This is a genomic window from Pandoraea capi (genome assembly GCF_902459735.1).
Classification (GTDB): Bacteria; Pseudomonadota; Gammaproteobacteria; order Burkholderiales; family Burkholderiaceae; genus Pandoraea; species Pandoraea capi.
Genome location: NZ_CABPRV010000004.1, coordinates 384,266 through 405,849 on the forward strand (window position 1 = coordinate 384,266; position 21,584 = coordinate 405,849).

At 64.3% G+C, this 21,584-nt stretch carries 20 protein-coding genes; 16 read left to right on the forward strand and 4 right to left on the reverse strand.

Annotation, left to right across the window (positions count from 1 at the left end):
• Positions 1-251 precede the first annotated feature (251 nt).
• Complete coding sequence (locus PCA20602_RS11750) at positions 252-791, reverse strand: GNAT family N-acetyltransferase (RefSeq protein WP_150721368.1); 540 nt, start codon at positions 789-791, stop codon at positions 252-254.
• 166 nt (positions 792-957) lie between these two features.
• Between PCA20602_RS11750 and PCA20602_RS11755 the strand changes: the two genes are divergently transcribed.
• Positions 958-1,548, forward strand: coding sequence for a helix-turn-helix domain-containing protein (locus PCA20602_RS11755; RefSeq protein ID WP_150721369.1), 591 nt, complete (start codon positions 958-960; stop codon positions 1,546-1,548).
• Positions 1,548-2,114, forward strand: a complete 567-nt coding sequence (locus PCA20602_RS11760) for a GNAT family N-acetyltransferase (protein ID WP_150721370.1) — start codon at positions 1,548-1,550, stop codon at positions 2,112-2,114. The genes PCA20602_RS11755 and PCA20602_RS11760 overlap by 1 nt, the downstream gene beginning before the upstream one ends.
• Before the next feature lie 78 nt (positions 2,115-2,192).
• On the opposite strand, the gene PCA20602_RS11765 is transcribed toward PCA20602_RS11760, so the two are convergent.
• Entirely contained in the window at positions 2,193-3,350 is a 1,158-nt protein-coding gene (locus PCA20602_RS11765; protein ID WP_150721371.1) for an alpha/beta fold hydrolase, read from the reverse strand.
• A 704-nt stretch (positions 3,351-4,054) separates the two neighbouring features.
• On the opposite strand from PCA20602_RS11765, the gene PCA20602_RS11770 reads away from it, so the two are divergent.
• On the forward strand, positions 4,055-4,693 hold the full coding sequence (locus PCA20602_RS11770) for a GntR family transcriptional regulator (RefSeq protein ID WP_170836297.1): 639 nt from the start codon (positions 4,055-4,057) through the stop codon (positions 4,691-4,693).
• A gap of 118 nt (positions 4,694-4,811) precedes the next feature.
• Here the strand turns inward: PCA20602_RS11770 and PCA20602_RS11775 are convergent, their stop codons facing one another.
• Positions 4,812-5,354: a DUF4019 domain-containing protein gene (locus tag PCA20602_RS11775; RefSeq protein WP_150721372.1), complete on the reverse strand. Its 543-nt coding sequence runs from the start codon at positions 5,352-5,354 to the stop codon at positions 4,812-4,814.
• Positions 5,355-5,491: 137 nt separating this feature from the next.
• Between PCA20602_RS11775 and PCA20602_RS11780 the strand changes: the two genes are divergently transcribed.
• Positions 5,492-6,670: a GGDEF domain-containing protein gene (locus PCA20602_RS11780; RefSeq protein WP_150721373.1), complete on the forward strand. Its 1,179-nt coding sequence runs from the start codon at positions 5,492-5,494 to the stop codon at positions 6,668-6,670.
• A gap of 81 nt (positions 6,671-6,751) precedes the next feature.
• Here PCA20602_RS11780 and PCA20602_RS11785 read toward each other — a convergent pair whose 3' ends face one another.
• Positions 6,752-7,471, reverse strand: coding sequence for a glutathione S-transferase C-terminal domain-containing protein (locus PCA20602_RS11785; protein WP_150721374.1), 720 nt, complete (start codon positions 7,469-7,471; stop codon positions 6,752-6,754).
• 180 nt (positions 7,472-7,651) lie between these two features.
• Here PCA20602_RS11785 and PCA20602_RS11790 point away from each other — a divergent pair, with 180 nt between their 5' ends.
• From PCA20602_RS11790 to PCA20602_RS11845, 12 genes are all read left to right on the forward strand, one after another.
• Complete coding sequence (locus PCA20602_RS11790; RefSeq protein ID WP_150721375.1) at positions 7,652-8,179, forward strand: DUF2471 family protein; 528 nt, start codon at positions 7,652-7,654, stop codon at positions 8,177-8,179.
• Positions 8,173-9,846 carry an exonuclease domain-containing protein gene (locus PCA20602_RS11795; RefSeq protein ID WP_150721376.1) on the forward strand — a complete coding sequence of 558 codons (1,674 nt, stop codon included), beginning with the start codon at positions 8,173-8,175 and terminating at the stop codon, positions 9,844-9,846. Before PCA20602_RS11790 ends, PCA20602_RS11795 begins: the two co-directional genes overlap by 7 nt.
• 372 nt (positions 9,847-10,218) lie before the next feature.
• On the forward strand, positions 10,219-11,199 hold the full coding sequence (locus PCA20602_RS11800; RefSeq protein WP_069343988.1) for a LysR family transcriptional regulator: 981 nt from the start codon (positions 10,219-10,221) through the stop codon (positions 11,197-11,199).
• A complete protein-coding gene (locus PCA20602_RS11805; RefSeq protein WP_150721377.1) occupies positions 11,196-12,704 on the forward strand; it encodes a flavin-containing monooxygenase in 1,509 nt (502 codons plus the stop codon). Before PCA20602_RS11800 ends, PCA20602_RS11805 begins: the two co-directional genes overlap by 4 nt.
• Positions 12,701-13,675 carry an ABC transporter permease gene (locus PCA20602_RS11810; protein WP_150721378.1) on the forward strand — a complete coding sequence of 325 codons (975 nt, stop codon included), beginning with the start codon at positions 12,701-12,703 and terminating at the stop codon, positions 13,673-13,675. Before PCA20602_RS11805 ends, PCA20602_RS11810 begins: the two co-directional genes overlap by 4 nt.
• 56 nt (positions 13,676-13,731) lie before the next feature.
• The gene (locus tag PCA20602_RS11815) at positions 13,732-14,619 is read left to right on the forward strand and encodes an ABC transporter permease (protein WP_150721409.1); all 888 of its coding nucleotides are present in this window, start codon (positions 13,732-13,734) and stop codon (positions 14,617-14,619) included.
• An 8-nt stretch (positions 14,620-14,627) separates the two neighbouring features.
• Positions 14,628-15,650: an ABC transporter ATP-binding protein gene (locus PCA20602_RS11820; RefSeq protein WP_425495664.1), complete on the forward strand. Its 1,023-nt coding sequence runs from the start codon at positions 14,628-14,630 to the stop codon at positions 15,648-15,650.
• 86 nt (positions 15,651-15,736) lie between these two features.
• Positions 15,737-16,735, forward strand: a complete 999-nt coding sequence (locus PCA20602_RS11825) for an ABC transporter ATP-binding protein (protein ID WP_150721410.1) — start codon at positions 15,737-15,739, stop codon at positions 16,733-16,735.
• A 109-nt stretch (positions 16,736-16,844) separates the two neighbouring features.
• Positions 16,845-18,419: an ABC transporter substrate-binding protein gene (locus PCA20602_RS11830; RefSeq protein WP_150721380.1), complete on the forward strand. Its 1,575-nt coding sequence runs from the start codon at positions 16,845-16,847 to the stop codon at positions 18,417-18,419.
• A 15-nt stretch (positions 18,420-18,434) separates the two neighbouring features.
• Positions 18,435-19,952, forward strand: a complete 1,518-nt coding sequence (locus PCA20602_RS11835) for an acyl-CoA thioester hydrolase/BAAT C-terminal domain-containing protein (RefSeq protein WP_150721381.1) — start codon at positions 18,435-18,437, stop codon at positions 19,950-19,952.
• Positions 19,949-20,485, forward strand: a complete 537-nt coding sequence (locus PCA20602_RS11840; protein ID WP_150721382.1) for a CMD domain-containing protein — start codon at positions 19,949-19,951, stop codon at positions 20,483-20,485. Before PCA20602_RS11835 ends, PCA20602_RS11840 begins: the two co-directional genes overlap by 4 nt.
• Positions 20,482-21,081: a peroxidase-related enzyme gene (locus tag PCA20602_RS11845; protein ID WP_150721383.1), complete on the forward strand. Its 600-nt coding sequence runs from the start codon at positions 20,482-20,484 to the stop codon at positions 21,079-21,081. The genes PCA20602_RS11840 and PCA20602_RS11845 overlap by 4 nt, the downstream gene beginning before the upstream one ends.
• Positions 21,082-21,584 lie beyond the last annotated feature (503 nt).

Here is a 21,584-nt window from a genome sequence, read left to right on the forward strand (position 1 = left end):
GAGTGACACCGGACGTTTCAAGGCTACACGCCGACTCCATGAATGACAAGGTTGGGCATGACGCACTGCGTGAGACCGCGCCCGTCGCATCACGCATTGCGCACCGCGCGGCGGGCACGAGCGGGCGATATTCGCGATGCGTGATGTTCGCTATGCCAAATAAGAAATGCCGCTATATCCGGACGGACACAGCGGCATCGAAAAGTTTGTGCAGCGCGTGCTTTTTGCGTCACGTGCGCGTCAGACCGACATCAGGCAATACGCAACTCCATGCACGTCAGATCGAGCCAGCGACCGAACTTCGTGCCGACTTCGCTGAACGTGCCGACCATGCGAAAACCGAGCTTCTCGTGCAGACGAATCGACGGTGCGTTCTGGGCTTCGATGGCCGCGATCATCACGTGCACGTCGAGTGCGCGCGCCCGCTCGATGAGCGCAAGCATGAGCGCCTCACCGAGGCCACCACCGCGCGCATTCTTGTCGATGTAGATCGAATGCTCGACGGTGTGCCGATAGCCATCGAATGCGCGCCAGTCGCCGAACGAGGCGTAGCCCACGGTCTTGCCATCGCGCTCGGCAACGATCACCGGATAGCCGCGCTTCAGACGTGCCGCCAACCACTCGCGGCGATTATCGAGGTCGACGAGGACCTCGTTCCAGATGGCGGTGGTGTGCTCGACGGCGTCGTTATAGATGTCGCGGATGACCGGGAGGTCGGCGTCGGTGGCGTCGCGAATCGTCAGCGAAGCCGACGAGGTGGACGAAGCTGACGATGAGGAGGAAGCAGTCATTTCAGAAATCCCGCAAGCAAGTGGCCGCATGCCAGTGTGTGATCACATTTGCCGTATCACTCGCATACGGCCATGAAAAGACGACAAGCATGACACCAATGGTCACCGTGCCGTCAATTCGTGGCGTCCAGTTTACTAGAAATAAATTTCCAGTAAACTGGACGCCATGGATATCAACGAACGCATCGCCCGCCGTGTGCGCGACCTGCGCAGCGAGCGCGGCTACTCCCTCGACACGCTGGCCGAGCGCAGCGGCGTGAGCCGTTCGAGCATTTCACTCATCGAGCGCGCACAGACGAGCCCGACGGCCAACGTGCTGGACAAGCTCGCCACCGCGCTGGACGTCACGCTGGCGTCGCTCTTCGACGAGCAGGCCGAAGCCGATGTCCCCCCCTCGCCGCTTGCCCGGTACGCCGATCAGCCCGTGTGGACCGATCCCGATTCGGGTTACGTGAGACGCAATCTCTCGCCGTCGCAACCGTCACCGCTCCAGTTCGTGGAGGTCCGGTTCCCGGCAGGCGAGCGCGTCGCCTACGACACCGGTGCGAGGGACAACGAAGTCTGGCAACAGATCTGGGTCATCGACGGCACCATCGAAATCACGCTCGGCAGTACCACCTGGCGACTCGATACCGGCGATTGCCTCGCCATGCGGCTCGATCAGCCGATCGGCTTTCACAATCCCACGTCGGCCACGGCGCGCTATCTCGTCGGGCTCGTCACATTGCCGTTTCATGCTGCGAGGAGAACGCCCTGATGTCTTGCGCTTCCCCCGTCTCCGACATTGTCGTGACATCGCTCGACGGTGAGCAGGCGTTTGCGGCCGTCGACACCCTCGCCGACGTGCTCATCGATTGCGTGGAAGGTGGCGCATCGGTGAGCTTCATGCTGCCGCTCACCCGAGAGCGCGCGACGGCGTTCTGGTGCAAGGTCGCCGAAGGTGTCGCCCGGGGCGAGCGCGTGTTGCTCGTGGCGCGACGTGCCGCCGATCCAGCCGACGGCGGTGGGATCGGCAGTATCGTCGGCACCGTGCAACTGATTCTCGATCTGCCGGAGAACCAGCCGCACCGCGCCGACGTCGCCAAGATGCTCGTGCGCCGTTCTGTCAGGCGTCAGGGCGTAGCCCAGCGCTTGATGGCCGCGCTCGACGATGCCGCACGGGCCCATGCACGTCACGTGCTGGTGCTCGACACCGTCACGGGCGGCGATGCGGAACGGCTCTACCAGCGTAGCGGCTGGCAACGCGCGGGGGACGTCCCGAAGTTCGCGCTCATGCCGGACGGCGAATACTGCGCCACGACCTTCTACTACAAGCACCTCTGATACTTGCGGCGCGATGCTCGCCCGGCGCTGGTCCATGGGTGCTTTATGGCCAGTCACGCCGGACCGCACGTCGTTAGATCAACGCAGCGCCGCCAATCCGGCAAGCAACGCCTTGTGGAACGCTGCCGGGTCTTGCATCTGTGGGGCGTGCCCCAGATCGGGGAATTCGACGAGGGTCGAATCCGGAATCGTGGCATGCGTGGTCTTGGCCAGTTCTGCATAGTGGCCGATGCGCGCCTGCACGTCAGGCGGCGAGAAGTCCTTGCCGATCGCGGTGGTGTCCTTGTCGCCGATCATCAATAGCGTGGGCACGCGAATTTCCCCCAGTTCGTAGACGACCGGCTGCGTATAGATCATGTCGTAGAGCAACGCCGAATTCCACGCCACGATCCGCTTGCCCGGTCCCCGGTACATGCCTGCGAGCATCTGCACCCACGGCTCGTAGCGCTCGCTCCATTGCCCGGCGTAATACGTCGACTGTTCGTATCGACGAATGCCGGGCGCGCTCGTGCGCAACTCCCGATCGAACCACTGGTCCACCGTCCTGGACGGCACGCCCAACGCCTTCCAGTCCTCGAGACCGATCGGATTGACCAGCACCAGTTGCTGCGTCTCGTTCGGATACATCAGCGCATAACGTGCGGCCAGCATGCCGCCCGTCGAGTGGCCGATGATCGTCGCCGACGAGATGCCCAGCGAAGCGAGCAACGCATGCGTGTTGTTCGCTAGTTGCTGAAAACTGTATTGATACTGCGCCGGCTTGCTCGACTTGCAGAAGCCGATCTGGTCCGGGGCAATTACGCGATAGCCCGCGCCGGCGAGCGTGTCGATCGTCTCCTGCCACGTGGCGGCGCAGAAGTTCTTGCCGTGCAACAGCACGACGGTGCGGCCGTTCGCTTGCGCTGGTTTGACGTCGATATACGCCATATGCAACGGCAAGCGCTGCGACGTGAAGTCGAAACGATTGACCGGATACGGATAGTCGAAGCCCTGCAACTCCGGGCCGTAGGCCGGACCGGCGTTGGAATCCGGACCGATGGCGGGACTGATGGCGGGACTGGCGCCAGGACTGACCACGGTACTCCCCGGCACCGGGTCGGCGGCACGTGCGGGGGCTGCGATCAGCGTAGCGCTCAGCGTCACGAGGGAGGCAAGACTGACAAAGGCTGTGGTGCGCAATGTGGCGGCAGCGTGTTGCGACAGGTGGCGCACGCGCCGGTAGAGCAATGACGGCATGGGAGGGGGGCGTGCAATGGCACGCGAAGTGGCACAAAGCGGGATGCCCTGATTCTGCCACGCAGGCCCTTTTTTCGAAGCGCAGGGACGACGCCTCTCGGCCGACAGTTCACGCAACGGGTTTGCACCGATTTCATTAACAATCGCGCCGAATTACCATCATTTGCAAAAATTCACGAACAAATCATCGACATCGCCTTCCATCGCGGCCTGTGAAATCCCGTTTCCCGGAAAGACGGTCAGCATTTCCGTCGAAAGCCCCTTATAAATAAGGGGTTATTCACCGGACTTTCTTCACATCTTCATCAATTTTCCGAAGCGCTCGCGCGCCTCATGTTTCGTTACCCGCAACGCTACGACGGTGGGTACTCACATTACATGTAAGTGAGCGCGAACCCCGATACGTCGGGGGTTGTGGTATTTTTCTGGCGCTTCAAACGCTCGTATAAGCGAGTCCTCGCTTCGGAAACCGAAAGAATTGCGTAAAACCGGACCCCATTGATGCGTGGCGCGCATGGCTGCCACAACTTTGCCGTTTTGGGAATGGTTTTCGGGGGGCCGAAAGAAACTCGGTAAAATCCGCAGCGGCACAGGTATCCCTACATAGCGCATGCCCGTGCATGAGAGGCCCGGCAACACCTGCGGCCTCTCGCCGAAGTCGAAGTAAACGGCGTTCTCGCCGCTCAATGGAAGACAAGCATCAGATGAAAGCGCCCAGCAACCTGATTACTGGTGAAGTGCGGACCAAAATCCGCGGCATGATTCTCGCCTCGGAACTCAAGCCGGGGCAGCGCCTCATCGAGGACGATCTGATTCAATTACTTGGCGTGGGCCGCACGCCCGTGCGTGAAGCGTTGCTGATCCTTCAGGGCGAAGGTTTCATCGCCCGCAATCGCGGCTGGGAAGTGCAAGGGGCCGACCATCTGCCCGTGCGAGCGATCTTCGAGAGCCGCATGGCGATCGAATCCGAAACGGCCCGGCTGGCGGCGCGCAAGATCACGCCGGACGTCTGCAATGCGCTGGAAGCCCTGATCGAACAGATGGAGCCGAGTCCGGATCTGCCGCGTCTGGCCCTGAATCGTCTCAATACGGAATTTCACGATCTGATCGTGAAGGCGGCAGATAACGTGGTGATCGCACAGTTTCACGAACGTACGCAGTTTTACTACCGGGCGCTGCGCGTGCCGGTCATGTTCTCCGACGAACAACTGCGTGCCACCAATGCGCAGCACCGCGAACTGCTCGCCGCATTGCGCGCGCACGACGAAGCGCTCGCGGAGCAGATCGCCCGTGACCACGTCGAGACGACAATGCACATCGTCGAACCCGCCCTGCCGCGCTGAGCGGGCATTCGTGCATCGGGCGGCTCAGATCTGATTCAAGCCCTGCCCGACACCCTCACCCGCCGCACCGCCCGACATGTCGACGGGCAGCGCCAACATGGGGCACCGACCGCCCTCGTCAGCGCACCAGATAGCCTGCGACACGCCAACGCGCGTCGATCCCGTAGGCCATCGTCACCATCTCATGCGCCTCGGCCTTGTTCTCGAACACCGTGTCGTACTGAATCACCACGTACTCACCATCCGGTTGCCCGGCGAGCGAGCGGGTAAATACCGCGTCGTGCATCTTTCTGGACTTCACCTTGCCTAGCGGCAAGCGTGCGCCTTGCAGGCTGCGCGCCCAGTCGTCGGCGGAGACCGCACGCTGAAACACCGGTGCGGCCTGCTCCCAGCTCTGCTGCCCGCGATTGACGTCGACCAATCCCAACCAAAGACCGGCGGCTTCGAGCGCCGGACGCATATCGCGATTGATGTCCGCTGCCGGTGCAGTGGCGTTACTGGCCGGGCTGGCAAACAGCGGCGGTTGCGCCGAGCGGCGTTGCATCGGCTCTTGCTGTGCCAGCGCGGGCAGAGCGCTCAGGCCGGCGGCCACGCCCAGCGCGAGCGCCGCCAGGCGGGTGAAACGAAAAGGATGTGACGCTTGGCGTCGGGTCGTCTGCATTGACGAAAGCTCCTTCAGGCAGAAATAGCGAACCCGGCCATTCTACTGGTGTGGCACGCGAAGGAATGTAACGCGCGTCGCGCCGTACATTACAATGCTCAACACATACATGTCAGCCTTCCCCCTTGGCCATTGCCATGTTGACGACGTCCCTCCTCGCGATTACCTCGTTGCTCAGCTTCATGATGTTGCTGATCGTGGGGTCTCTGTTGCGTTCGCGCGTGGCCGGCGTCCGTGAGTGGTGCTTCGCCAACGTCGCCGTTCTGGCGTCTTTACCGCTCTTCGCGCTTCGGGGCGTCATCCCCGACTTTCTGTCGATTCCCATCGCCAACCTCGCCCTGGCCGGTGGCCTGCTGCTCTATTACGCCGGCTGCGCGCGCTTTCTCGGCCGTTCACCGCACTGGCACGTGCTGGGCGCGTCGCTCGGCGTGCTCGCGGCGGCGATCCTGTTCTGGCATTACGGCATCGACAACCCCTCGCTACGCGTGGTCGCGGTCTCGGCGTTTCACGCCACGTTCCTGCTCGCAACCTCAGTGTTGATCCTGCGCCATATCCCGCCGCGCCGTCATCGCTATAACTATTGGCTGACGGCTGGCATGGCCGCAGTATTCGCCATTGCGCATACGGTGCGCGGCGTGACGTTCGCCTGGGCGCCCGCGCCCGGTCTCGATGTTTTCGCGCCGACGATGTTCAATCTGGTCATGCTCACGATCGGCGCCGTTGTCATGCCCGCCATGACCATGGGGTCGGTCCTCATGATTCACGACGCGATGCTCGCCACGGCCGAAGAGGCAGCCAATCGCGACTATCTGACGGGGGCGATCTCGCGCAAGCATTTCGATCTGCTCGCACGTCAGGAGATGGCGCGCGCCGTGGCACGGGGCTGGCCGCTGTCGATCATCGTCATCGACCTCGATCACTTCAAGGCAATCAACGACACGCATGGGCATGCGGGTGGCGACACGGTGCTGCGCGAATTCGTGAAGCTCGTTCGCGACAGTCTGCGCGAGGGGGACGTCTTCGGACGGCTGGGCGGCGAGGAGTTTGCGGTGTTGCTGCCCGGCACCGATACGCCGGGGGCGATCCGCATTGCCGAGCGCCTGCGAACGCAGGCGAGCCGGCATCTGGTCGCCGGGCCGTTCGGCGTGTGCCACTACACGCTGAGCGGCGGTGTGGCGACGTGGATCGAGCACGAAAGCCTCGAAGCGCTGTGCATTCGCGCCGACCGCGCCCTCTATGCGGCCAAGATCTCCGGGCGCAATCTTGTGCTCTCCGACGTACTCTCCAGCGACGAAACGGCCTCCGAAGCCGGCTGACGACCACCGTCGGCCCTCAGTCATCAGCCCTCGGTCGTCAGCCTCGGCGACCTTGATCGCCTCGCGCGTCTTACCTTCGACTTACGTCGTCGCACCATCTCCCGCATCGGGGAAGAATTCGCGACGCATGCGTGCCACATAAGCCGTCAGGTTCGGATGGTTTTCGATCTCGTCGCGCAACGGCTGACGAAAATCGGGCGACATCGCGCCGGAGATGAAACCGAATGCCGTGGCGTCGGCCCCGCACGGCCGGTCACCGAAGAAGTATGGCTGATCGCCGAGCAACTGGGCGGCGGCCTGCGCCCCGCGCGCGAGCAACTGGCGCTGCTCCTCCGGCTGGTAACGGCCGGTGCCCTGCCCGTGCAGCGTGTTGCGCACCTTGCGACGGATCAGCGCCTGCGCCAGCGGACGTACCGGCCACGGAATCGACCGGAAGAACGACGCCGGGCCTTTCTCGAAATTCTCGTCGTCGCACCAGCGCGCCTGCACGACGTGCCAGTAGAAATGATCCTCCAGCGCCTTCTCGAACATCCACGCCGCGCCGCGTTGCACCGGCGTGAGCCCCGCATCGAAGTCGAACCCGTACTTGCGCTCGACATGCAGGCGGATCAGCGTCGAGTCCGCCACGATCTCGCCGTCGTCGTCGATGTAAGGCAGCTTGCCCTTGGGCGCGCGACGGAATCCGCCTCGATTGGTCTGGTATGGCAGCCCGGCCAGCTTGAGCAGCATCTCCGCCTTGACGACGAACGGACTGGCGTCCGGCAGCCCGAACGCCGGGCCGAAGGTATACAGGGTCAACATCTTGAGGCGCGCTCCTGTGCGAAAAGGTTGGCGCAGAGTATTACACGCCGTCATGCCCGCGGCGAGCCCCTCGGAACGCGGAGATGTGTGGCGTCAATCGGGCCTCGCTCAGGCATCGGCTACGTGACTCGCGCACTGTGATTTTATACAGTATTATATCGCTCAATCGAGGAACATCTCATGGAAACCATCGACTGGGATCAACTGGCGCTGAGCGCCGCCGAGCGCGATCTTGCGAGCATCGTGCGCGAGATTACCGCACGTTATTTGCAGCATCATGTGTCACATCGTCCGTTGGCGATCGTGCCTGCGAACAACGCCGTCGCGCAGCATCAGGACGCCTCACCGGCCATGCTGCTGGACTGGCGCACGCTCGTGGCCATCGCCGACGAGGCGGAGGCGGACATCGGCCTTCACGCGCGGCATGAGCCGTGGGCACTCGCGCGTCTTCTGCGGCTGCCGGGTGACGAAGCGCTGCGACGCGCCGGCGAGTTGCCGTCGCTCGACGCCGCCGTCGACCTGCAATGGCCGGATGCCCCTGCGCCGGCCGTGTTTCGCGCCATCGTCAGCGCGTTCGCCGACGGCGGGCTGTTTGCCGACACGACCGACGCTGACGATGCCGACAATGGGGATGCCCCGGCATCGGCGCAACCGTTCGTCGCCGGGTCGGCGACGCTGTCGTCCTCGGGGTCTGCTGCGGCATGCTGATCGATCCGGACGCGCTTGCGCGTTCCCTGCCTGCCCCGATGGTCTTCGTCGATCTGGAAACGACGGGGGGCAACGCGCTGGACGACCGTATCACGGAAATCGGCGTGGTCGAAGTCGGGCCGCACGGTGTCGAGCAATGGAGCACGCTGCTCGATCCGGCCGAGCCGATCCCGCCATTCATCCAGAAACTCACCGGCATCACCAACGAGATGGTGAAGGGCCAGCCGTCGTTCGGCACGCTGGCGCAAGGGCTGGCGGAACGCCTGCACGGCAAGCTGTTCGTCGCCCACAACGCGCGCTTCGACTACGGTTTTCTCAAGAACGAATTCCGACGGGCGGGCATCGGGTTTCAGGCCGACGTGCTGTGCACCGTACGGCTGTCGCGGCTGCTGTTTCCGTCAGCGGCGCGTCACGGACTCGATGCACTGATCGCCCGGTTCGGCCTCGCGCCGCAGGGGCGTCACCGCGCCCTCGCCGATGCCGATCTGCTCTGGCAGTTCTGGCAAAAGCTCCACACGATCTATGAACCCGACCTGATCGGGCAAGCCGTGCAACGGGTGACAAAGCGTTCGAGCCAGCCGCCGCAATTGCCGGACGAAGCCATCGACGCACTGCCAGACAGCCCCGGCGTGTATCTCTTTTACGGCGAAGGCGACACGCTGCTGTATGTCGGCAAGAGCGTCGATGTCCGCTCGCGCGTGCGATCTCACTTCTCCAGCGACCATCAGGTCGCCAAGGACCTGCGCATCTCGCAGGAGATCCGCCGCGTGGAAGTGCGTCGCACGGTCGGCGAGCTGGGCGCGTTGCTGCTCGAATCGCAACTCGTCAAGCAATTGCAGCCCGTGCATAACCGCATGCTGCGTCGCGCCGCCAGCCTCTACAGTTGGCAACTGCCGCAGGGCAGCGATACACCGCAGCTTGTCAGCGCGAAGACCGTCGACTTCGCCAGCGCCGAGTCGCTGTACGGTACGTTCTCGTCGCGCACCGGGGCGGAAAGCGCGCTGCGTGCGCTGGCAGACGAGCATCGTTTGTGTTGTGCGCAGTTGGGGCTCGAGAAAGCCGCGAAGGGACGTCCGTGCTTCGGTTATCAGGTGAAGCGCTGCGACGGTGTCTGCGTGGGTGATGCCCCCGTCGACGCCCACACCGAACGCACACGCGAAGCCCTGGCGACATTGCAACTGGAGACCTGGCCGTATGACGGCCCCATCGCCATCGAGGAACACGGCAGTGATCCCGGTGAAGTGGAATATCACGTCATCGATCGCTGGCAGTATCTGGGCACGGTGGCGTCGCGCGACGCCCTGGATGCGCTCGTCGACAATATGCCCGCCGCAACGGGCTTCGATCCGGACATCTACCGGTTGCTTGGGCGACGCCTTGCCGCCAGCGCGATGCGTACACCGGACGACGGCGCTACGCCTGCCTGCGCGGACGCTGCCGACACGACCGGTGCGTCGACGACAACGCTGGGTACAACACCCGCACCGCCGCGCCGCGCACCGGCCCCGCTGAGCGTGCTCCACCTCACACGCCCCGCGTTTCGCTTGAGTCATATCGAGCCGCCAGTCGCCGCGCCGAAAAAACCTCGCAGTGTTGCGTTGTTGCGTCGCCGCCAACCGCACCCCGAAGATCCGAATCAGCTTCGACTGCCGCTCGACGGGCATTGACGTCATCAGCGTGCGATCGCGGCGGCCGACCGCTCAAGCCCGAAAACCCCGCCCGCGCCCCCGGATTCCCTCCCCCTCCGCCCCGTTTTGCCCCATTTCGCTCCCTTGCTAATCTCACCCGGCGAGAAGCCGTTGCGCGCTCAAATCCCGGCCTAAATTTCTTTCCGCCTTATGCCACCTAGGCAAAACCCTCCTTTGCACTTCGGGTCATGAGCATATAAATATTAAGTATTTGCAAGACGCATGCTTGAGGCCGAAGAATGCGCAATCCGAATACAAGGCATTGCGACATCGACGGCCATGGCGTCGTCGATGACCGGGGCGCTGGCGCGTAGGGGTACGCGCCAGCGCTTCGTCCCCACACCGAGCCAGATGGAATTACGCCAACTAGAAGCCTTCGCGGCTGTCATGTCGACCGGTAGCGTCACGGCTGCCGGGCGTTTGCTCGGGCGCTCGCAGCCTGCCATCACCCGCATGATTCAGGAACTCGAAGCCGAGATCGGCTACGCCCTGTTTACTCGCAGCGGTCCGCGCGTCACACCGACCGAGCAAGGTTTTCTGCTGTTCGAAGATGTCGAGCACGTGCTCGCCGGACTACAGCAGATTCGCGCCCGCGCCGACGAAATTGCGCGCGGCCAGACCCGTCCTCTGCATATCGCCGCCACCTCGGCGCTGGCCGCCGGCCTCGTGCCTGCCGCCCTCGCGCTGCCGGGGCTCGCCCGCGACAGCCACCAGATTCAGATGCGCAGCACGTCGCCCGAACAGGTCGTGCACGCCGTCCTGACGGGTGCCGCCGACATCGGCGTGACGAGTCTGCCGCTGGAGCATCGCGGCATCGTGGTGCACTGGATCGGCGAGGCAGCCTGCGTTGCCGCCGTGCGGGCCGACGATCCGCTGGCTGCGCACGACCGTCTGCCGCTCGCCGCATGTGCAGGGCGTCGCATCGTCACCATGCAGAACCCTTACCGCCTGCGCAGACGTCTCGACCAGGCGTTTGCGCAGGCGGGCGTCGCACCGGCCGGACTCATCGAGACGAACGCGTCGATCAATGCGATGACGGCCGTGCGTGCCGGACTCGGCGTCGCGGTGCTCGAACCGGTCACGGCGTACGGGTTGCCGCTCGCCGATGTCGCCGTGCGTCCCATCGACGCCGACATCCCGTTTTTCTTCGGCGTCATTACCCGCGACGCCCGTGCCCCGTCACCCGCCGCGCTGGCCTTCGTCGACGCGCTGGCCGAGGCGGCCCGCGACCTGCTGCCCGGCTTCGTGCAGCGCGCCGCCACCGAACACGCTCAAGTCCTGCAATCGCTCTACGGCGATTTGCCCGCACCCAAGGAAGCTCAGTCGTCATGACCACGTCCCCGACCACCGCCACCGGCCTGCCCGCGCTCGAAGCGCGTCTGCGCCAGGACCTCGCCTGGCTCGAACTGCCCGCCAGACGCTGGGTGCCCGAGCGCACGCACAACGGCCAGCCCGTACTCGACGTTGCCATCATCGGCGGCGGCATGGCTGGACTGGCTGCGGCCGCCTCGCTCACGCATCTCGGCGTGGGCGCCGTGATCTTCGATCAGTCGCCGCGCGGCTTCGAAGGCCCGTGGGCAACCACCGCGCGCATGGAAACCCTGCGCTCGCCCAAGCAGCTCACCGGCCCGGCGCTGGGCTTGCCCGCGCTCACGTTCCGCGCGTGGTTCGAAGCGCAATTCGGTCTGCAAGCGTGGGAAGCGCTCGACAAGATTCCGCGTCTGCAATGGATGGATTACCTGCGTTGGTATCGCGACGTGCTCGGCATCGACGTGCGTAACGAGCATCGCATCGACCATGTCACGCCGCGTGGCGAAGACGGCCTCGTCGAACTATCCGTAACGTCGCCCGAAGGCACGCGTACCGTCTACGCGCGCCATGTCGTGCTGGCCACGGGACGCGACGGCCTCGGGGGGCCGACCGTCCCCGCATTCGCACGCGATTTGCCGCGCCGCTTCTGGGCGCACTCGTCGGATGTGATGGACTACACCACGCTGCGCGGCAAGCGCGTCGGCGTCATCGGCGCCGGCGCCTCCGCGATGGACAGCGCGGCCACGGCGCTCGAAGCCGGCGCCGCCAGCGTCGATCTGCTGATCCGCCGCGCAGACATTCCCCGCATCAACAAGGGCAAGGGCGCGGGCAACCCGGGTCTCACGCACGGTCACATCCATTTGCCGGACGAATGGAAGTGGCGCATCCGTCATTACGTGAACGTGCAGCAGGTGCCGCCGCCGCGAGGCAGCACGTTGCGCGTGTCGCGTCACGACAACGCACGCTTCAACCTTGGCGCACCGATCCTCGACGTCTCACCGGTCGGTGACGCACTGCACGTGCGCACCGCCAAGGGCACGTTCGTCCTCGACTTCCTCGTCTTCGCAACGGGCTTTCGCATCGACATCGAAGGACGCCCGGAATTCGCCGCGTTCTCGAAGTCCGTGCGCAAGTGGAGCGATCGCTACACGCCGGCCGCTGGCGACGAAGACATGGAACTGTCGGACTCGCCGGATCTCGGCCCGACGTTCGAATTCCAGGAGAAGACACCGGGCGTCTGCCCCGGGCTGGAACGTATTCACTGCTTCTGCGCCCCGGCAACGCTCTCGCACGGCGCCGTCTCCGGCGACATCCCTGCGGTGAGTGAAGGCGCGAAGCGTCTGGCACAAGGCCTGGCGGGCACGTTCTATCGGGAAGACGTCGCGCATCACTACGCCAACATGGAGACGTACGCCGAGCCGGAAGTCTACGGCGACGAGTGGACGCCTGCGCCGCCCCCGCCCGCTGTGGCCGAGATCGCCGCGTCCCACGTCGCAGGCAAGGACAAGGAGCCTCTGGCATCATGACCGCCTGGATTCTGCGCCGCCTGCTGCAAGCGGTACTCGTGGTGTGGCTGATGACGCTGATCGTGTTCATCGGTCTGCACGCGATCGGCAACCCGGTCGACATTCTTATCGGCCAGGACGTCGATCAGGTCGACCGCGCGCGCATCATCGCGCAACTGGGCCTCGATCAACCGCTGTGGCGACAGTACCTGTCGTTCCTCGACGGCGCGCTGCATGGCAATCTGGGCAACAGCTTCGTGTACAACGTCCCGGCCATTCAGTTGATTCTGCAACGTCTGCCGGCCACGCTGGAGCTGGCGTTCGCCGCGCTCATCCTGGCCGTGTCCATCGGCATTCCGCTGGGACTGTTCGCAGGCCTCTACCCGCGTAACCCGATCTCCAAACTGCTCATGACGGGCAGCATCGTGGGCTTCTCGCTGCCGACGTTCTGGGTCGGCCTGATGCTCATCATGTTCTTCTCGGTGCATCTTGGCGTGCTGCCCGCAAGCGGCCGTGGCGAGACAGCGAGTCTGTTTGGCGTGGAGTGGTCGTTCCTCACGATCGACGGCTTGCGTCACCTGATTCTGCCAGCGTTCAATCTGGCGCTGTTCAAGATGTCGCTGGTACTGCGTCTGACGCGCGCCGGGGTCTCCGAAGTGCTGCCGCAGGACTTCGTGAAGTTCGCGCGCGCCAAGGGGTTGTCGCCGCTGCGGGTCGTGCTCGTGCACGTGTTGCGCAATACGCTGATTCCGCTGGTGACGGTGTTGGGTCTCGAATTCGGCTCGACCATCGCATTCGCCGTCGTCACCGAGAGCGTGTTCGCATGGCCCGGCGCAGGCAAACTTATTCTCGACAGCATCAACGCGCTCGACCGCCCCGTGATCGTGGCGTATCTCATCGTCGTGGTGTGCCTGTTCGTGTCGATCAACCTGATCGTGGACGTGCTCTATAAGTGGCTCGATCCGCGTGTGCGCGTGGAGGCCGCTGCCTGATGTCGCTCAACGTCTCCCCCAACGGCAACCCCGCACCGGCGCTCACCCCCGAGCCGATGCCGATGCGTCGTGAATCGCCGTGGCAGCAAGGGCTGCGCGAGTTTCTGCGCTCGAAGAGCGCCGTGCTCGGTCTCGTGGTGCTGGCGATCCTGATCGTGGCGGCACTCGCCGCGCCGTGGATCTCGCCGCAAAACCCGTACGACCTCAGCCAGCTCGACGTCATGGACGCACGCCTGCCGCCCGCCACCGCCAACGGCGCCGCCACGTACACCTACTGGCTCGGCACCGACGGTCAGGGCCGCGATCTGCTTTCCGGCATCATCTACGGGCTGCGAATCAGTCTCGGCGTGGGCGTCGGCTCGGCGCTCATCGCGGGTATTCTCGGCACGATCCTCGGTCTGGTCGCCGCCTACGCGGGCGGACGCGTCGACGCCTTCATCATGCGTCTCGTCGATCTGCTGCTGTCGTTCCCCTCGATCCTCGTCGCGCTGATGATCCTGGCGTACGTCGGCAAAGGCATCGGCAACGTGGTGCTCACCCTCGTCGTGCTCGAATGGGCGTACTTCGCACGTACGGCACGCGCACAGGCGCTGGTCGAATCGCGTCGCGAGTATGTGGAAGCCGCACGCTGCCAGGCGATTCCGAACTGGCGCATCGTGCTGGGTCACATTCTGCCGAACTGCCTGCCGCCGCTGATCGTCGTCGGCTCGCTTCAGGTCGCGCGTGCGATCACGCTCGAAGCGACCCTGTCGTTCCTCGGACTCGGTGTGCCGGTGACGGAGCCCTCGCTCGGCCTGCTCATCGCCAACGGCTATCAGACGATGCTCTCGGGCGAGTACTGGATCAGCCTCTACCCGGGGCTCGCGCTACTCGTCACCGTCGTCGCCATCAATCTCGTGGGCGACCGCCTGCGCGACGTGTTCAATCCAAGGTTGCAGAAATGAGCGGCGCCGTGTCACCCCCGTCATCCCCTTCATCCTCGACTTCGACGTCGCCGCTCACGCTGGAAGTGCGCAATCTGCGCACGCAGTTCGTCACGCGTGCCGGCACTTTGCCCGCCGTGGACAACGTCTCGTTCTCGCTGCCGCCGGGTCACATCATGGGGCTCGTCGGCGAGTCCGGCTCGGGCAAGTCGGTGACCGGCTTCTCGATCATGGGACTGGTCGATGCCCCGGGCCGCATCGTCGGCGGCGAAGTGCTGTTCCAGGGGCGTGATCTGACGAAGATGTCGCCGGGCGAGCTACGTCACCTGCAAGGCAATCGCATCGCGATGATCTTTCAGGACCCGATGATGACGCTCAACCCGGTGCTTCGCGTCGACGTGCAGATGATCGAAGCCGTCCGTGCACACCAGAAGGTGTCGAAGTCGCAGGCGCGTGACCTCGCGCGCGACACGCTCGGCATGATGGGCATTCCCAGCCCGGACGAGCGTCTGCGCGCCTATCCGCATCAGCTGTCGGGCGGCATGCGTCAGCGCGTGGCGATTGCCATCGCCATGCTGCATCGCCCTGACCTGATCATTGCCGACGAGCCGACGACCGCGCTCGACGTCACGATTCAGGCGCAGATTCTTTCGGAAGTGCAGAAGCTCGCGCGCCAGAACGGCACCGCGCTCATCTGGATTACGCACGATCTGTCGGTGGTGGCCGGACTGGCCGACACGCTGGCCGTGATGTACGCCGGACGCATCGTCGAGCAAGGCACGGTAGACGCGGTGCTCGACGCGCCGCATCACCCCTACACCGCAGGACTCATCGGCAGCCTGCCGAGCCTGAACAAGCGCGGGCAACGTCTGCGCCAGATTCCCGGCATGACGCCGAACCTGCTGAACATGCCCGCCGGCTGCGCGTTCGCGTCGCGCTGCGCCTATGCGACGGCGGTCTGCGGCGAGCGTCCCGAGATCACGCAGACGTCGCCGGGCCGCCTCGTGCGTTGCTTCCATCCGGGTGCGGCGCTGCAAAAGGAGATGGTATGAACACGCCGCAGCCGCAAGGTCAGCCGGCCAATCCCGCCAACCCGGGCAGTACCGGTTACGGCAAGTCGAACAGCCCGAGCGCCACGCTGCCGGCGCCCATCGTGTCGCTGCGCGGCGTGAGCAAGCGCTTCGGCGAGCGTCACGTCGGTCCGGCCGGACGTCTGCTCGAACGCGCCGGTCTCGCGCATCCGCCCGCCGTCGTGCATGCGGTGGATAACGTCGATCTCATCGTCAAGCCGGGCGAGGTCGTCGGTCTCGTGGGCGAGTCCGGCTGCGGCAAGTCCACGCTCGGACGCATGCTCGCGGGCCTGCTCAAACCGTCGTCGGGCGAGGTGCAGATTCATGGACGTCCCGCGCAATCGCTGAACGTGCAGGAACAGCGCGACGCGCGGCTGAAGATCCAGATGATCTTTCAGGATCCGTATGCGAGCCTGAACCCACGACTTCGCATCGACCGCATCGTCGGCGAAGGCGCGCTCGTGCACGGGCTGACCGATCGCGCCGGGTTCGACGATTACGTGAGCGCACAGTTGCAGCGTGCGGGGCTCGATCCGGCATTGCGTCATCGTTACCCGCACCAGTTCAGCGGCGGACAGCGTCAGCGTATCGGCATCGCCCGCGCGCTCGCCGTGAATCCCGATCTGCTGGTGTGCGACGAAGCCGTCGCCGCGCTCGACGTCTCGATTCAGGCGCAGATTCTGAATCTGTTCATGGATCTGCGTGAGCAACTGCGTTTGACGTACGTCTTCATCAGCCATGACCTCGGCGTAGTCGAGCATCTGTCGGATCGCGTGGTGATCATGTATCTGGGGCGCATCGTCGAGAGTGCGCCGGTCGAGGAAGTCTTCCGTCGCCCGAATCATCCGTACACGCAGGCGCTGCTTGCCGAGATTCCGCGCATCGACGTGCGTCACAAGACGTTCTCCTCGATTCGCGGCGAAATCCCGAGCCCGATTGCACCGCCCAGCGGTTGTCACTTCCATCCGCGATGTCCGCACGCCATGCCGCGCTGCCGCACGGAAGTGCCGACACTGCGCGGTGTGGCGATCAACCACGTGAGTGCCTGCCATCTGAACGATGCGTGATCCGCGTGATCCCTGACAGGTTTGTCCGAATTTCCGCCGATCGGCCGCACGAATCTGCGTGCCGTCCCGGCTTTGACTCCGAATCACCAACGACCAGGATCGATTGATAATGAAACGCTTCTTGTTGTCCTCTCTCGCTGCGGCGCTGCTCGTCACGAGCGCAGCCGCATCCGCCCAATCCAGCACGCTTCGTATCGCGTTTGCCGACCCGCTGTCGTCGCTCGACCCGCAACTGAACAATCACGCGGGCGACCGCTCGGTCGATCTGCACTTCTGGGATCTGCTTGTCGAGAACAAGTGGAACAAGCTTCAGCCGGGCCTTGCCGTGTCGTGGAAGGCGCTCGACTCGAAGACCTGGGAATTCAAGCTGCGCCCGAATGTGAAATGGCACGACGGTCAGGCCTTCACGGCGGCCGACGTCATCTACTCGTACCAGCGTGCACGTAACGTGCCGGGCAGCGTGGCCACGTTCGCGGGCTACCTGCGCACCATCGACACGATGACCTCGCCGGACCCGCTCACGCTCGTCGTCAAGACCAAGATCCCGAACCCGGACCTGCCGCTGAACCTCGCGTCGGTGCACATCGTGAGCAAGCACGTCGGCGAGAAGTCGAATACGGACGACTACAACGCCGGACGCGCGATGGTCGGCACCGGTCCGTTCAAGTACGTGTCGTACACGCCGGGCGACCGCGTGGAGATGGTGCGTAACGACGCTTACTGGGGTGGCAAGTCGGAGTGGGAGAAGGTCGACTATCGCTACATCAACAACGGCGCGGCGCGCACTGCGGCGCTGCTCGCCGGTGACGTCGACGTGATCGACAAGGTGTCTGCCTCGGACATTCCGCGTCTGAAGAAGGCGCCGAACGTGACGGTCTTTCCGTACCCGGGGCTGCGCGTAATGCTGCTTCAGCCGTCGTTCCGCGAAGGCACGAATCAGTACATCACCGATAACGCCGGCAAGCCGCTCGCAAAGAACCCGCTGCTCGACGTGCGCGTGCGTCGCGCCCTGTCGCTCGCCATCAACCGCGAAGCGATCGTCTCGCGCATCATGCAGGGCACGGCCAGCGTGGCCAACCAGTGGATGCCCAAGGACACGTTCGGCTACAACCCGGACGTCAAGGACATTCCGTTCGACGCGGCGCAAGCCAAGAAACTGCTGACCGACGCGGGCTTCCCGGAGGGCTTCAGGCTGACGATGCACGTGCCGAACGACCGTTATCCGCAGGGGCCGGAAACGGCGCAGGCCGTGGCGCAGTTCTGGACGCGTATCGGCGTGAAGACGCAAGTGGAAGTGGTGCCCTGGGCCGTGTATTCGAGCCGTGCCAACAAGAACGAGTACGCCATGACCATGCTGGCATGGGGTAACGGCACGGGCGAAGCGAGCTATGCGCTCGTGAACGTGCTGGCGACGGTCGACGCGAAGAAGGGTCTCGGTGCTTCGAACTGGGGTCACTACAGCAACCCGGCCATCGACAAGGCGCTCGACGCGTCGACCGCCGAGTTCGACGAAGGCAAGCGTGAAGCGATCCTGCGTCAGTCGGTCAAGGTGGAGACGGACGACGTCGGCACGATTCCGCTGTACCACTACCAGAACATCTGGGCCGCGCGTAAGGGCCTGAAGGTCACGCCGTTCACTAGCGATCGCACCGTCGCGATGCAAGTGACCAAGGCGGCGAAGTAAACCGGTCGCCACGCTATGACGTCATCGCACGTTTCATCGTCGGCGGCTTCGTCCGCCGGGTCGTCAGACTCGACGCTCACCTCGTCGTTGATCCTGACGGCGACGCCCGCCGATGCGCTGATCGACGTACCGCGTCACCTCGTGGTGCGCGGTGCGGCGCCGGGTGCCCATGTCACGCTGACTGCCCGCACCGCGCGGGCGGGCGGCGTGGTGTGGCACGCACAGGCTACGTTCGCGGCCGACACGGAGGGTGTCGTCGACGTGTCGCGCGACGCCCCGGTGAGCGGCAGCTATCGCGGCGTGTCCGCCATGGGCCTCATCTGGTCGCAGGTGCCGGAAGACGGCAAAAGCCGCGACGTCTTCCCGCAACCGGTCATCGCGCCACTCGTCACAACGGTCCTCGCACAGGTCGTCGGCGGCGAAGGGACGGGGGCGGTGTCGGGGCAGGAACCGCGATCGAATGCGGCAGTAGCGCCTGAGTCAGAATCGCGGCTCCCCACGGGCGACACCGCATCTACGTCGGGCGCATCGCCGGAACACGGGGTCCCGCCTGCGCCGGTGGCGACGTCGGTGTCCTTCACTCAGCGACTCGTGGCGGAAGGGGTGACACGACACGACGTTCGTGAAGAGGGACTCGTCGGCACGTTGTACCTCCCGCCGGGCAACGGCCCTCACCCTGCTGTGATGATCCTTAACGGGTCCGGTGGCGGGATCAATGAGCCTCGCGCTGCGTTGTACGCGTCGCACGGTTACGCCGCCTTCGCGTTGGGTTACTTCAAAGGCCCGGGCTTGCCGGACTACATCTCCAACACGCCGCTGGAGTACTTCGCGAAGGGGATGGACTGGCTGCGCCGCACGGTGCGCCCGGCCCATGACTTCGTGGCGCTTTCCGGGCAATCGCGTGGCGGCGAGTTAGTACTGCTGCTCGGCGCGACGTTCCCGGACGCCGTTTCAGCGGTCATCGGCTATGTGCCAAGCGCATTGATCCACAGCGCGCAGAACGCCTGTGATCCGGCCCTTGGTCGGGAAGGTCCGACGTGGTTGCTCGACGGCAAGCCGTTGCCGCACATCTGGGAGAACAACCGGACCGCGTCGTGGGCGCCGTTCGACGAAGGCCCGCCGCCGCATCGTCACGCCAGGGCGATGCTGACGGCGTTGGACGATCCGGACGCGGTCGAGCGCGCCCGCATTCCCGTCGAGAAGATTCGCGGGCCGGTGATGTTGCTGTCCGCCGAAGACGATGGCTCATGGCCGTCGAGCCTCTACTCGCGCATGGTGACGGAGCGACTCGCAGCACACGAGCATCCGCATGCGGTCGAGCATCTCGATTTCGACGGCGCGGGACATGCCATCGTGTTCCCCTACGTGCCGACCACGCAACTCGTGTACGCCCATCCCGTCTCCGGCAAGATCAGCACCGGCGGTGGAGCGCCGGAAGCCAACGCGTTCGCGGACGAGCGATCGTGGGCTGCTGTACAGGCATTTCTCGCGCACGCCGTGGCCGAGCGCGCCCAATCACAAGGACAATCATGACCGTCAATACTGAGTACGACATCGCTAACGATCTCGTCGACCGCGTCGCCGGTCTGACGCCGGGATCGGCTACGCATACCCTGCGTCACGCACGCGACAAGGTTGCCGTCGCAACGCAGGGGAGCTATGAAGGGCTGTTCGATCCGAAGCTCGAAGGCATTTCGCTGGTGGAGCGTTTGCTCGTCGCGCTGTACGCAAGCCGTCTGACGCCTTCAGCATCGCTCGCTGCGCACTATCGGGCGGAACTGGGCAAGTATGACGTCGATACCTCGCAACTGAAGGCCGCAGAGTCCGGTTCGCCAGAGGATGTTGCAGATGCACGTCTGCGCGCCATGCTGACGTTCACGAAGACGCTGATCGAGAACCCGGTCGCCGGGGATAAGGATGCGTTGCACAAGCTGCCGGCAGCAGGATTGACGACGCCTGCCGTCGTCGCACTGGCACAACTGATTGCATTCCTGTCGTATCAGACGCGTCTGGTCGCAGGGCTGCAAGCGCTGAAACAACTGGCACCGCAGGAGACGACAGCATGAGCGACATCATCCGTTCGCATGGATTCACCAACGAGTCGCTCGACTGGGACGCGTGGCTCGACGTAGTCGAGTTGGACAAGGCGACGCCGGAGCAGGTCACCGTGCTGGAGGAAAGTCATCCGAAAGCGAAAACGTCGGATTATTACCTCTTCCTCGTGCATCAACCGGAGATCCTCCGCCAACGCTCTGCGGCGTTCAACGCCATCATGTATGCCCCGGGTGGCATGCCGCGAGCCGAACGTGAGTTGTCGACGACAGTTGTCTCACGTATCAACGGGTGCGTGTACTGCGCGTCGGTGCATGCGCAGCGATTCGAGCAGTTGGCGAAGCGCAACGACGTGATTCGCGAAGTGTTCGACGAACCGCGCACCGCAGGCACGACGGACCGCGAAAAAGCCATCTCGCAGTTTTCGATTGCGCTGACGGAGACGCCTGGCGACGTTCGTCCGGAGCAGTTGCAGGCATTGCGCGACGTAGGCCTGACGGACGCCGAGATTCTGGACCTGATCCACTCGATCGCGATCTTCGCGTGGGCCAACCGGCTGATGCTCAACCTGGGTGAACCAGTGTTCCCGGAATCCGCTGCAACCGCCTGACGCTTAACCTGGGTGAGCCGGTTTTTCTGGAATCCGCTGCAACCGCCTGATGCCAGGATGCCGTACGAAGAGGGGGCACCTTAGCGTCCCAGCATCGTCGGCAACGTCACGAACGCGCTGTCCCACTGTCCTGGTGGGCAGCGCGTTTTTTACGCATGTCGAACTTAAGCCGATCGAATTTTCGCTTATCGAGTTACGGGGTCGGGCAACGGGAATTTACGGGCCCGTTGCCGACTCATCGGGTGCATTAGCTGATTCCTGAAGCGGCATGGGAAACCGTGTAGGCTGGTGAAACGTCCCTCTCAAGCGAACGCCCAGAATGTCACTACGCCCGTTTCTCATCAAGCGCGTTCACACCGGCGCTATGGCAACGCCAGGAAAAGTGAGAGCGAAACTCTGGCCCGACGCGAGCGCATGCGTCACATGACCGCTGGAAAGTGATTGGGGCACAAACGGCGCCGATCCGGGCATCGTCTTCGAGCTATCGGCTGAACAGCGGAAGC

Excerpts from the sequence above, each read along its gene's own strand:
- PCA20602_RS11805 (WP_150721377.1), top strand. The coding sequence starts at position 11,196 with ATGACCACGTCCCCGACCACCGCCACCGGCCTGCCCGCGCTCGAAGCG.
- PCA20602_RS11815 (WP_150721409.1), top strand. The coding sequence starts at position 13,732 with ATGCCGATGCGTCGTGAATCGCCGTGGCAGCAAGGGCTGCGCGAGTTT.
- PCA20602_RS11775 (WP_150721372.1), bottom strand. The coding sequence starts at position 5,354 with ATGCAGACGACCCGACGCCAAGCGTCACATCCTTTTCGTTTCACCCGC.
- PCA20602_RS11785 (WP_150721374.1), bottom strand. The coding sequence starts at position 7,471 with ATGTTGACCCTGTATACCTTCGGCCCGGCGTTCGGGCTGCCGGACGCC.
- PCA20602_RS11800 (WP_069343988.1), top strand. The coding sequence starts at position 10,219 with ATGGAATTACGCCAACTAGAAGCCTTCGCGGCTGTCATGTCGACCGGT.
- PCA20602_RS11810 (WP_150721378.1), top strand. The coding sequence starts at position 12,701 with ATGACCGCCTGGATTCTGCGCCGCCTGCTGCAAGCGGTACTCGTGGTG.
- PCA20602_RS11750 (WP_150721368.1), bottom strand. The coding sequence starts at position 791 with ATGACTGCTTCCTCCTCATCGTCAGCTTCGTCCACCTCGTCGGCTTCG.
- PCA20602_RS11835 (WP_150721381.1), top strand. The coding sequence starts at position 18,435 with ATGACGTCATCGCACGTTTCATCGTCGGCGGCTTCGTCCGCCGGGTCG.
- PCA20602_RS11845 (WP_150721383.1), top strand. The coding sequence starts at position 20,482 with ATGAGCGACATCATCCGTTCGCATGGATTCACCAACGAGTCGCTCGAC.
- PCA20602_RS11760 (WP_150721370.1), top strand. The coding sequence starts at position 1,548 with ATGTCTTGCGCTTCCCCCGTCTCCGACATTGTCGTGACATCGCTCGAC.
- PCA20602_RS11790 (WP_150721375.1), top strand. The coding sequence starts at position 7,652 with ATGGAAACCATCGACTGGGATCAACTGGCGCTGAGCGCCGCCGAGCGC.
- PCA20602_RS11780 (WP_150721373.1), top strand. The coding sequence starts at position 5,492 with ATGTTGACGACGTCCCTCCTCGCGATTACCTCGTTGCTCAGCTTCATG.
- PCA20602_RS11755 (WP_150721369.1), top strand. The coding sequence starts at position 958 with ATGGATATCAACGAACGCATCGCCCGCCGTGTGCGCGACCTGCGCAGC.
- PCA20602_RS11840 (WP_150721382.1), top strand. The coding sequence starts at position 19,949 with ATGACCGTCAATACTGAGTACGACATCGCTAACGATCTCGTCGACCGC.
- PCA20602_RS11770 (WP_170836297.1), top strand. The coding sequence starts at position 4,055 with ATGAAAGCGCCCAGCAACCTGATTACTGGTGAAGTGCGGACCAAAATC.
- PCA20602_RS11795 (WP_150721376.1), top strand. The coding sequence starts at position 8,173 with ATGCTGATCGATCCGGACGCGCTTGCGCGTTCCCTGCCTGCCCCGATG.
- PCA20602_RS11830 (WP_150721380.1), top strand. The coding sequence starts at position 16,845 with ATGAAACGCTTCTTGTTGTCCTCTCTCGCTGCGGCGCTGCTCGTCACG.
- PCA20602_RS11765 (WP_150721371.1), bottom strand. The coding sequence starts at position 3,350 with ATGCCGTCATTGCTCTACCGGCGCGTGCGCCACCTGTCGCAACACGCT.